The following is an 11,272-nucleotide window of genomic DNA, read 5'->3' as shown; positions in this document are numbered from 1 at the left end:
GCAGGGGAACAGCCAGCAGACCACCGGCGAGAGCGGTGGTCAGAATAAATTTCACAGAGTCAAAGGTGTGAGCCTCCAGCGCGATATGTTTACCATCAAGTCCCCACATGAAGCTGATGATCATTCCGGCAATCGTCAGAAATACGCCTGCCAGCCAGCGAATATGGAACAACCGGGTTATGCGTTCGGTGATATAGCCAGCCAGTAAGGCCGGGCCGAACAGACACAGTAATATGAGCCCTGCCAGCGCAGAAGCCGTGCTGATTAATGCTCTGAACAAAAGGCGAAGAATGGCAAATCCTGCGATCAGCAGGATCAGCGCGCCGACTATCTGTAACATAGTCACTCCGTGATGAATATCATGTTATTGTTAATGCCAGCGAATGTGGCGTTGAAGATCCGTTGCGCCGGTCCGGGTCCCGGTCATGATGACCGGGACCACAGAGAGGCGATGGTTCTGTCAGAAGGTCACATTCAGTGTGGCCTGACCGTTATACCCTTCAGCGCTGCTGCCGCTGACGCTGTGGGCATAACCGGCCTGAACGCCCAGGGTGATATTTTCCCGGACACGGGCTTCCAGTCCGGCCTGCAGGTCCAGTGATGTGCCATTCTGTGAGGGAGAGAACGTCATCCCGCTGCCTGCAGTGGAAGTCCCCACACGCATATCTCCCCGGGAGCTGAAGGTGCGGATAACAGAAGGCTGTACCCACCAGTTCACCGGTAATTCACTCACACTGTGTTTTGCACTGTCACGCAGGGGGGCACGGGATGAGGTGCCTTCGCCAAAGGTCATATCGTTGTGGCTGCCCAGACGGAAACCGGCACGCACATGTTGTGCACTGCCATGCCCGAACTTCACATAACCGGCGTTGTCCTTACCGTCATCCAGGGAAAGTCCCTGCCAGGTATACTGCAGTTGTGGCTCCAGCATCAGGTTGTCAGTGATACTGAAGGGCAGACCGGTTTCCAGTGAACCCAGCCAGCCCCAACCCCGGGCGCGGAAGTCGTTATTGTCCGTTGACGCTTTCATGCTGTGGCGGGTTCCCAGGGCCACAATGTCAGCCCACAGTCCGGAGGCGTTGTGTATCAGATTCAGGTATCCGCCCAGGCTGCCGGCATCATCCCGGACCGTGCCGGCACGGGAGGCGTCATCATCCTTAACATCAACGGAAGAATGGCCTGCAGCACCATATATCCCTGCGGTCACAGACATACCGGCAACCTCTGTTCTCAGCAGGTCACCCTCCAGGCGGACGAAGCCATAGCTGCCGCTGCTTTCCGGCGTGGCCCCACGGGCAATACCGCCATTGTCATCGTGACCGAGATGACCGCCCTGAATGCTGAGACGGACGCTGTTGTTTTCACCATTTACACCGGTCTGATGGCTGCGGGAGCCTGCCACAATCCGGTCATAGTCCATTGCCTGTGTCAGCATGGAGGCATACAGGGGGACTTCTGCACGATAAGCATTTTCACTGCGCAGATACCAGCTCTCATCACTGTCCCGGTTGAGGGAGTAGTTAAAGGCACCGGCCTGCAGCCTATTCCCCTGGACAAAGGCCCCTTCCTCCGTGGTGGCACCGTTAATGGCTTCCACCACCTGAATACCCTTACCGCTGGTCGCCAGCCCCGACGCACTGTTGCCGGCGTTCACCAGGTTCAGGATGGTTTTTCCGGTTGCCCTGCCGCCGTCAATGACCAGTCTGTCAGCATTGTTCTGTGCCATATCCGGGCGTACACGCAGGCTGATGGTGCCATTCTGTCCGTTCAGGTTTTTCACTTTCAGGGTTGCCGGTACGAACTTCCCTGTGCGGGTGGAGGTGAAATGAATCTGTCCGGCATGGCTGAGGTCATCCACCACCGACTGCACCGTGGCGTTATCGGGGATATTCCAGGTGGCACCGGAGGCGAGAGTGACATTCGTGGGGTCAATGGCACCGTTCAGCACAGTGCTGCCGGTCAGCTTCAGGGCTGTACCGCGCTGAGCAATGACATCCGTGGTGACGGTACTGTCGTTCAGCGTCAGCGTGCCTTCATTCAGGTTGACGGCTTTCTGGGTGAGTGTGGTGTTGCTGACAGTGAGTGTGCCACTTCCTGATTTTTCCACGCTGCCGTTACCGGTGAGAGAGCCTCCCTGCAGGAGTGCATCGCCTTCACGGATGGTCAGGGTATCGTTGTTCACCGTCTTCCCGGAAAGGGTAAGTATGGCGCCGTTATTCAGCGTGGTGGTGCCCGCCAGTGTGCCGCCCCTGGCGGTGAACAGTCCGCCATTTACCGTGGTATCCGTGGCCGTATCACCGGCGTTCAGCGTGAATGAACTGCCTTTTTCCAGCATCAGGGCATCCGCCTGACCGCCTCCGATACTGAATGCCTTTCCGTCGCTCCGGGTACCACTGACAGCGGCACCGGAATCGGCCAGCAGTACACCGCCATTTCCCATGGATACGGTGGTGGCGGTGCCACCGTTGCGGACATCCAGCGTTCCGCCATCATCCACGCGGGTATTAGTGGCTGTGTGTCCGGTCAGCACATCCAGGCGTCCGCCATTTTCCAGTACGACATTATCAGCTTTACCCTCCACAACAGAGAATGCTCCCAGGCGGTTTATGCCGGTAACGGTTGCAGCCGTACTGGTAACCAGTGCGCCGCCCTGCTTCAGGGTGACATTCGTGGCTGTACCACCGGCGTCCACCTGCAGTCTGCCCTTCTGATTAACGGTGGTATTCCCGGCCACACCCCCGTTTTTGACAATCTGCCAGCCGTCACTGTTCACAACAGTGTCAGACGCTGTACCGCCGTTGTGCACATACTGGTATCCCCCATTCAGCGTGGTATCCAGTGCGTGACCATGTACAGTCTGGTCGCCGCCGGCATAAACCACAGTGGTATTTGCCGTTCCTTCAGCTCTCACAATCTGGCGACCGTTTTTATTGATGGTTGTGCGTACGGCATCCCCGCGAACAAACTGCCCGGTATCACCGTTTTCTGCATCCGGTCCCCCTTCCGCCCCGGTATTAACAACGGTATCCGTTGCCACTGTACCGGGCTTGACGACCTGCCAGCCCTTATCATTAATGACGGTTCCTGTGGCTATCGCCCCCTCATGCATCCACTGTTCGCCACCATTCAGCGTGGTGTTCACTGCCCGTCCCTGAAGGCTCTGTCCGCCTCCGGCACTGATAACCGTGTCTGAGACACTTCCACCGGGGTTCACTCTCTGAAGACCACCACTGGTGACAGTCGTTTTGTTGGCTGTTCCGCCATCCTGTACCCATTGCCCGCCGGTATTGGCCTCGTTATCCGGCCCATACTCCAGCCCGGTACTGATGGTCATTCCGTTGGTCGTACCGAAGACAATCTGGTTGTCATGATTTGCCAGTGTTCCGCCGTTCACGGTTTCTCCCGGGTGCACAACGATGTCAGCAGCCAGCACCGGGAGTGACGTGACTGCGGCAAGAGACAGTGCAACCGCCACACCGCCACGTTTACCCCGTGCGCGGGCCAGTTCGGAGGCAACCACGAAAGCGCCCGTAATGTGATTCCATACCAGCCTGTAGCAGGTATTCAGATGTCGTTTCATCAGCTTTTCCTTAGATTGAGGGTGAATAAAAAAGCCGGTACCCACAAACGTGGATACCGGCAGGTAAAGGGTTACAGTGCCGGAGGTCCGGCTGTGGGAGTTTCTGAATTGTGGTTCTGTTGTTCCCTGAATGTCTTTCTGTACGTATCTGTGCATGTTACTGACAAAGGTTATTATTAGCTTATCGATCGATATAAACGATCGATAAAATAGATATCGATCGTTTTATTCTATTATTGAGCTATTGCACGGACAAGAGAGACAGTAACGAAAACAGTGCTTTTGTGAGCAGACTCAGAGTCAGGGAGGGCATCAGTCACGACAGGTTCAGAAGAAAATCCAGTTCCATACCGCACGGGCAACAGAGACCACCGTGTCACGAACAGCGCGCAGGGCCGTACGGACAACAGAGGCAACACAGACGCTCTCCGCTGTGTCAAATATCCGGTCCACCGCACCGGTAAACTGTTCACGGGCCTGAGACCGGACAGATTCCGTGCGCAGCTCGTCCTGCAGTCGGGTCATCAGGGGACTGGCGGCATGGTCGGGAAGCGCTGTCATGAGCGCACTGACCAGCGTATCCAGTTCCCAGCCGGTGCGGGCCGATACGGCCACAACCGGATGTACGGGCCGGAACAGACGGAATACCGCCTCCGTTTTTTCGCGAATATTCTGTGCCTGTGCAGGAGAAGGCTGAATACCGGCCATATCCCATTCATGGCAGGGCTCCGTTTTGTCGGCCTGCGTCACCACAAACAGTACCCGCTGATGTCCCCGGTGCAGGATGTGTCGCCAGAAATACTCATCCACAGACAGGGCACGGTCATCGGCTTTAATCAGCCACAGTACCAGGTCAAGTTCAGGCAGAATGTCACGGTACAGGGCCTCATACTCTGCATCCCTGTCCCGGCTCTCGCCCACCCCGGGCAGGTCAGTGATAACCATGCTGTGACCGTGGCCACTCAGACGGAAGCGCCGTACTTCCCGGGTGCCGGCGTGAACATCACTGACCGGGGTGACCTCCCCCTGAAACAGTGCATTACAGAGTGAGGATTTACCGGCCCCGCTTTTACCCATAATGCCAATCACGGGTTCGTGACGGGTGAGTTTGCGCAGATGTTCCAGGATGTGACGGGAAAGCGAGTAAGGCAGGGAGGAGAGCGGTTTTTCAATTGCCTCAATGGCATCAGACGGATTCATACATGTATTCCCGGTGAAAAAAGACAAAATCCCGCGCACCGGAAAGGTGGCGGGGGATTCACGGAGATAATATCTGTCTGAAATTGTTTTTAATCGATGGGATTGTTGCGTATTAACATGAAGGAGATCAGGACTTATCCGTTACTGGGTGATCTCCTTCCATGAAAATACGCCGTTATTGTTAAACAGCAGGCTGATTTCTCCGTAAAGGGGAAAATATTTATCGGCTGCATGATTATCAGGTGTGTCTGTGTTTACTGCTGTGAGTATTTTTCAGTGTATTGTGGGGGAGATGTCAGTGGGAGATATTAAATTTACATTTATAATTATCTTACTTCTTCTGTGTGTTTTTTATAAGGGTGCACACGTAATGATATCTGTTGATACCATGTGGTTAAGTGTTTCCCTTCCTGGTCATGCGTAATGATTAAATGCTTTTGTGACACCATTCTTCCGGTCTGAATATTTATCCCGTTCTTTTTTATTTGTGCAGTGATACTGTCGGAAGAGAATTCAGTAATGTGAGGTGTCCTGGTCAGGATAATATCTGCTGAGATATTATTAGTTGAGTGTGTTTTTACTGAGCAAAAGCTGGCTTTTAATTCCTGTACTGAAACGCTGTTGCTCGTCCGGGGTTAACTGAAACTGGATGATGATGTAAAATGAAGGCTGTTTTTGTGTTTGTCGAAGAAGTGTTATTTTAATCCATTCTCATCATTGGCTGGCGATTATACAGAAGTATTTGAAGAAAAAATGGTGCATTTTATCTGCGTCAGCAGGGAGGAAGTATTTTATTGATGTATCAGTATTAAATGGTTTTTGTTATTTATAAATATGTCATCCTGTCCATAGAATATTGTACTCAGCATACAGTGCAGGAACTGTAGTCTTCTTTATTTTATTCTTCTTCAGGAGGGGGGGATTCCTGAAGGCGTTATTCCCGGTGTTCTGTTTATGATTCATCCCGGCAGGAAACCGGTATCTGCAATACCCGGGATGATGCTTTTTGTTCGTACGTGGTTGTGTAAAATTTGAATAGTGGATGTGCTCTGAAGGGAAGGAGGGGACACACAGATTCATTTTGTCTTTCTTCAGCAGCAAAACACACTGTGGTTATTATTTAACCATTAAATCAACAAAAATTTTTACCTCATATTGATTTGACTGCTATTTTTGCTATTAATAGCCAGAATTGCAGTGCTTTTATATCTGTGTGTAGTGAGGTTACTATGTCATTCGGTCAGCCTTGTGATGAGTTTCCCCTGAGTTCGCTGCCTCCACTCATTCGTGATGCCGTTATTGAAGCTCAGCAAATTACGCAGGCTCCCCTTGGGCTTGTGGCAGCGTCTGCCCTGGGCGCTGTTTCACTTGTCTGCCAGAATCTGATTGATGTCTGCAGACTGAATACACTGCGGGGGCCGGTCTCTCTTTTTTTCCTGACGCTTGCCGAGTCCGGAGAACGAAAAACCGCAGTGGACAAATTATTAATGAAGCCCCTGTACCAGCAGGAGATGCAGTTATATTCCAGATACAAAAGTGAACTGGCTGTCTGGAAAAACAAGGAAGAGCTTTTAAAGGCTCAGAAAAAAGCATTGTTGTCAAAACTGAATAAAGAACTCCGCAAAGGCGCGGATGAGTCAGAAACCCTCAGACAACTGGAAGTACTTCAGAAAAACAGTGCGGAAGAACCTGTGAGGTATAAATTCATTTTTAATGATGCCACGACTGCGGCAATTAAGAATCAGCTTTGTGGTAAATGGCGTTCAGTGGGTATTATGTCAGATGAAGCCGGTATTATATTTGATGGATATACCCTGTCTGAGTTGCCTTTTATTAACAAAATGTGGGATGGCTCTGTATTGTCTGTGGACAGAAAGAATGAACCCGAACAGATGATTGAAAATGCCAGAATGACGTTATCCCTCATGGTGCAACCCGGTCTTTTTGACCGATATATGGAGCGAAAAGGTTCTGTTGCCAGGGACAGTGGTTTTCTTGCCCGTTGTCTTATCAGTAAACCTGCAACCACGCAGGGGAAACGCTTTATTAACGGAGCTGTGATTCCGGGAGGATTATTAACGGCATTTCATGAACGATTAATGGAACTGGCCAGAGGCAGTATTGAAAAATCCAGTGAGGATGAACGGTATTGTCTGCATTTTTCGCCTGAAGCGCAAAAAATATTTATTGAGCACTATAATGTTCTGGAGCAGGATTTATCCCCTTCCGGACCCTTAAGCCCGTTTCGAGGACATGTTTCAAAAAAAACAGAAAACATTGCAAGAATTGCAGCGTTATTTCAGTATTTCAGCTATGGTGAAGGGAAAATCTCTGCCGATATCATGACGTCTGCTGTCGTAATAAGTTCGTGGTACACAGATGAATATAAAAAATTATTTGCGTTACCTGATGAATCTGAACTGCAGCAGAAGGACGCCGAGGAGCTGTTCGACTGGCTCATTGAGGAGTGCCGCGGAGAATGCCCACCCCGTGTCAGGAAAAATTATATTCTCCAGTGTGGCCCGGGTCGGTTCAGAAACAGGAAAAAACTGAACGCATTGCTGAACATTCTTGAATCTCAGTTCAGGCTTTCTGTCGTGCCGGAAGGAAAAACCATGTATGTTCTGCTTCCCCAGATAGCCAGTTTAAAGTTGTCTGATGTCTCTGGTATTTTTACCTCGGGTTATCACTACAATAAGCTGAGAGCGAAGTAACCGGTGAGCAGTTTTTCTCCATTATGCTTCAGACTTAGATGATTGATTATTATGGGGATTTCATCACCGATATTCAGATGTATGAATATCGGTGATGAACTAAAGCTCAGGAGCTGCGTGGTGGTGATGAATCAACAGGCATATAACTGATACCCGCCGGTCAGAAGTTCCAGCCTGCGACTTTCCTGTCTGCGTGCCCGCAGTCCGGCGTTCAGGTGCAGCGTGTGACAGAACGCACGGAGAGCGAAACGGCAGGCAGACAGGCCGTTCAGTCAGCCCTGGCACCCTGCCCGGATACCAGCTTCCCTGAAACAACTGGCATCAGGTGCGCTTATCGTCAACCGTTGTGCGGTATGCCAGGAGCACGTACTGATCCATCAGATCCGTCAGTGCTGCGCTCTGCTTCTGACGGTTGATGATCCATTCCTCCAGCTCTTTTTCTGATTTCCGTTTCAGATTCTCCGTCCAGTCGTCAAGGCAGTTTCCGGTCATTAAATCAAGCCAGCAAAGCCAGACCAGTTTGAGGCGCAACTCCGTGCCACCAAACTGACGGAAGAGGCTGATCAGTTTATTTGCCAGCGAACGCTGCCTCAGACGTTCACATTCAGACAGGAGAATGCCTTCCAGCATCGGATGATGAACCAGCAGATGTTCACTGGTGCATAAATTCACTATCAGATCATCATCCAGGGGCGGCGTGGTCCGTTTGTCCGGACCATAAATCAGCCGGTGCAGACTCTGGGGTACGATGGCAATCTCCGGTTTTTCACCATTGAATGACACCCACCCGGGCGTCAGATTATGGAAGTAGTAGATATTCGGATGACACACGCCCCAGGATACGGCGTGCCGGGTGAAGCCGGTCAGCCATTTCTGGTAGCTTTCGTGGAGCAGCTCGTAACGGGTCTGATACTGTGGTTTCATTTTCATATTCCTCACGGGGGATAACAGGCAGCAGAACGCCGCCGGCAGGCCGGAGACTGCGTCTGTTGCAGATGAACGGTTAAGAATTACGGACGGGACTGTGCAATACGCGCCTGCAGCCAGGCTTCCACTTCGCTTTTCAGCCATCGGGAGCTGCGGCCCATTTTGATGGGCGCAGGAAAGTCACCATCCTTGATGAGTTTGTAAAACCACTTATCGGTCAGGCCGGTCAGTTGAGTGATAAATGCCATGTCGACCATCTGGTCATCCATCAGTGAAACTGGGGTGATCATGAGAATGTTCCTCCGGATGTTGTTAAACCAGCCGGTGTGGTCATGAAAACAACGCACCACCTTCACCGGCATAACAACCGGGGAGAAACGTAAAAAATAATCGGGAATGTGACCGCCAGGAGATAAACGGGGAGGTTACGGTGGCTGAGCCGTACCGGTATGCCGGGTGGTTGTTACGAAACGATGCTTCCGCACGCGCGCGCGATAAAGAAGGGATGATTTTCGTGAGGAAGAGGGGAAAACTGGCGTTCTGATAATTGCAGAGTTATTTACGGGGCGGTTACGATGGGGCAGACCGTGTCCGGTGGGCAGGCGACAGGTATCACCGATGGGATAAGACTGTCTGATTGGTATTATAAATATATAAGAGAGATCAAACACATGAGATCAAATACATGAGTTCATATATGTGAAATAAACACGGTGAGTGTGATCAGTGGGCATGATGAGAACGCAGTAGCAACAGACTGCGCTATCCCTGATAGCTGGCGTATAACCCGCGTATATAAAACGTATCTGCAATGTACGTGAACAGAGTGCATTAAGCATCCGTCTGAGCGGTAAACATATCCGACCTGGTGAGTGACAGTCTGAGAGACCGGTTAAGTGGTGGCTCGGGAGTAATGAGTTTGGGGTGGGTACCAGAATGCCAGTCTGGCGGTATGCTGACAGTATCACGTTAATTGCAGCATAAAGTGATGAGAGGCTAATGGAAGTTAAAACCAAAGCAGTTCCGTCGTTGTTCATCCCGGGAGACGCTGGAAAAAGTGATTTCCCACACGCGTTATAAACTTACCTCTGCGGAACTGGAAGCCTTCAACTCTGTGGTTGATCACTGGCTGGCAGAACTGACAATGAACAAGCTTTACGATCGTGTTCCCGCTTCAGTCTGGAAATATGTCATCTGAGCGTTCGGTAATCACAACTGCATCGCACCAGGTGTTATCCGCTTTGTGATTCTTATTGGCTCTTCTCAGGTTATTAAAAGCTGAATATGTTCCTGTTGTCGGGAACCAGGATAATACCGGGAACGTTAAGCGGTATAGCGACAACAAAGAATTCGAAATCAAAAGGGAATGGTGCCGGAGGCGTGGGCGGTAATGGGCTGATTTTCAGGTATTACCGGCTTACAGCGTGTGGTTGATATTGAGGGGCTGTGAGTTTCACGTATTTGTCAGAAACCCAGACGAGTTTTCCTGTATGGGACGAAATAAGGCAGCGGCAATACCTGGAAAAATTTAATATGGTATGAAGGAGAACCTGTCGGTTACGCTTAATATAACCGGTACACTGTCAGCTCAGGGGATACATGAACCGTTATCTCACCAGCTACACAGTATATACACACTGACGCTGACAGTAGTCAGCAGGACCACAATAATCAGTGCCAGCAGTATGGTAACGATACGGTCTGTATTCCGGTAATAGCCGAAGGGGTCGACAGAACCACAATACGGGCAATACACAGTATTATGAGTAATCGCGTTTCCACAGTCCCTGCACTTCTTTTTGCGTATCACCATAACGCCCTCCTCACAGCCTTACCCGTAACCGGTTTTTTACATTAAAAAAACAACGCTGAAAATTCAACCGTCAGTCCGGAGACGACCGTTCGGGTTATCTCAGAGTGCCTGAGACAGTGTCCTGCCGGAGGTCACTTCAGGGACTCTGCGCATTTTTTACGACGTGGCTATTCCGTATGAACCATACGGAGATTTAACCATGACCTACAAATACAACCCCTTCTGGCAGCAACGTATTCGTGAGACGGTGCGGCACGCACTGAATGTTCATCCCCGCCTGACGGCATTGCGGGTTGACCTGCGTTTCCCGGATGTACCGGCAGCAACGGACGCAGCTGTGATATCCCGCTTCATCAATGCCCTGAAAGCCCGAATCGACGCTTACCAGAAACGTAAGCATCGGGAAGGTAAACGCGTGCATCCCACCACCCTGCATTACGTCTGGGCCCGGGAGTTTGGGGAGTGCAAAGGTAAAAAACACTATCACCTGATGCTGCTGGTTAACCGGGATACCTGGTGTCGTGCCGGTGATTACCGTGCTCCGGGATCACTGGCCGGGATGATTAAACAGGCGTGGTGCAGTGCCCTGGGAGTGGATGTCGGGTGCCATGCCACGCTGGTGCATTTTCCGGCCTGGCCGGCGGTGTGGCTGGAACGCGATGATGACACTGGCTTTCAGCAGGTGCTGGAACGTGCTGACTATCTGGCGAAGGAACATACCAAAGCTCACTGCACCGGTGAGCGCAACTTTGGCTGCAGTCGTGGCTGAGCCCGACAGACGACTTATCTGACCTTAGTGTGATGACGCGTTCACAGCGACCACACTGATTTTCCCTTCTGAGACTGAACTGAAAACCGCTATTCACACCTGACCACGCTGCCCGTACCGGGACGGCTGTTGCCTGCGTGTCGTCTGGCGGCTGAGGAATATGACTATGTACGCAAAATCCTTTATCGCTCTTGATGGCAACGGACGTCTGACGGGCGCCCGTACTGCACAGGCCGCACCTTATGCTAACTACACCTGCCACTTGTGTG

The 11,272-nt window shown here is 51.3% G+C and carries 8 protein-coding genes and 1 pseudogene; 3 read left to right on the top strand and 6 right to left on the bottom strand.

Features of this window, described 5'->3' with window-relative positions; genetic code table 11:
* From ACJHX3_RS24030 to ACJHX3_RS24020, 3 genes and pseudogenes are all read right to left on the bottom strand, one after another.
* A pseudogene (locus ACJHX3_RS24030) lies at positions 1-340 on the bottom strand (hypothetical protein); the annotation flags it as partial.
* Between the two features lie 120 nt (positions 341-460).
* The gene (gene agn43, locus ACJHX3_RS24025) at positions 461-3,580 is read right to left on the bottom strand and encodes an autotransporter adhesin Ag43 (protein WP_072656678.1); all 3,120 of its coding nucleotides are present in this window, start codon (positions 3,578-3,580) and stop codon (positions 461-463) included.
* Positions 3,581-3,907: 327 nt separating this feature from the next.
* Positions 3,908-4,780 (bottom strand): GTPase family protein, encoded by an 873-nt coding sequence (locus tag ACJHX3_RS24020; protein ID WP_001069680.1) that lies wholly within the window; start codon positions 4,778-4,780, stop codon positions 3,908-3,910.
* 1,229 nt (positions 4,781-6,009) lie between these two features.
* Between ACJHX3_RS24020 and ACJHX3_RS24015 the strand changes: the two genes are divergently transcribed.
* The gene (locus ACJHX3_RS24015; protein ID WP_001368210.1) at positions 6,010-7,494 is read left to right on the top strand and encodes a YfjI family protein; all 1,485 of its coding nucleotides are present in this window, start codon (positions 6,010-6,012) and stop codon (positions 7,492-7,494) included.
* Between the two features lie 321 nt (positions 7,495-7,815).
* Here ACJHX3_RS24015 and ACJHX3_RS24010 read toward each other — a convergent pair whose 3' ends face one another.
* Positions 7,816-8,418 (bottom strand): hypothetical protein, encoded by a 603-nt coding sequence (locus ACJHX3_RS24010; protein WP_000804452.1) that lies wholly within the window; start codon positions 8,416-8,418, stop codon positions 7,816-7,818.
* 86 nt (positions 8,419-8,504) lie between these two features.
* A complete protein-coding gene (locus tag ACJHX3_RS24005; RefSeq protein WP_000632607.1) occupies positions 8,505-8,711 on the bottom strand; it encodes a helix-turn-helix transcriptional regulator in 207 nt (68 codons plus the stop codon).
* Between the two features lie 758 nt (positions 8,712-9,469).
* On the opposite strand from ACJHX3_RS24005, the gene ACJHX3_RS24000 reads away from it, so the two are divergent.
* Complete coding sequence (locus ACJHX3_RS24000) at positions 9,470-9,619, top strand: Hha/YmoA family nucleoid-associated regulatory protein (protein WP_052318419.1); 150 nt, start codon at positions 9,470-9,472, stop codon at positions 9,617-9,619.
* A gap of 414 nt (positions 9,620-10,033) precedes the next feature.
* On the opposite strand, the gene ACJHX3_RS23995 is transcribed toward ACJHX3_RS24000, so the two are convergent.
* Positions 10,034-10,234 (bottom strand): zinc-ribbon domain-containing protein, encoded by a 201-nt coding sequence (locus ACJHX3_RS23995; protein WP_001347328.1) that lies wholly within the window; start codon positions 10,232-10,234, stop codon positions 10,034-10,036.
* A 199-nt stretch (positions 10,235-10,433) separates the two neighbouring features.
* On the opposite strand from ACJHX3_RS23995, the gene ACJHX3_RS23990 reads away from it, so the two are divergent.
* Positions 10,434-11,003, top strand: a complete 570-nt coding sequence (locus tag ACJHX3_RS23990; RefSeq protein WP_033556402.1) for an inovirus Gp2 family protein — start codon at positions 10,434-10,436, stop codon at positions 11,001-11,003.
* The last annotated feature ends 269 nt before the right edge of the window (positions 11,004-11,272 follow it).

It is taken from the genome of Escherichia sp. WS1265 (genome assembly GCF_046487585.1).
GTDB lineage: Bacteria > Pseudomonadota > Gammaproteobacteria > Enterobacterales > Enterobacteriaceae > Escherichia > Escherichia coli.
The sequence above is the reverse complement of the archived record's forward strand: the minus strand, read 5'-3'. Positions and strand labels throughout refer to the sequence as shown.

Coding starts and splice junctions, on each gene's coding strand:
- agn43 (WP_072656678.1), bottom strand. CDS start 3,580: ATGAAACGACATCTGAATACCTGCTACAGGCTGGTATGGAATCACATT.
- ACJHX3_RS24020 (WP_001069680.1), bottom strand. CDS start 4,780: ATGAATCCGTCTGATGCCATTGAGGCAATTGAAAAACCGCTCTCCTCC.
- ACJHX3_RS24015 (WP_001368210.1), top strand. CDS start 6,010: ATGTCATTCGGTCAGCCTTGTGATGAGTTTCCCCTGAGTTCGCTGCCT.
- ACJHX3_RS24010 (WP_000804452.1), bottom strand. CDS start 8,418: ATGAAACCACAGTATCAGACCCGTTACGAGCTGCTCCACGAAAGCTAC.
- ACJHX3_RS24005 (WP_000632607.1), bottom strand. CDS start 8,711: ATGATCACCCCAGTTTCACTGATGGATGACCAGATGGTCGACATGGCA.
- ACJHX3_RS23995 (WP_001347328.1), bottom strand. CDS start 10,234: ATGGTGATACGCAAAAAGAAGTGCAGGGACTGTGGAAACGCGATTACT.
- ACJHX3_RS23990 (WP_033556402.1), top strand. CDS start 10,434: ATGACCTACAAATACAACCCCTTCTGGCAGCAACGTATTCGTGAGACG.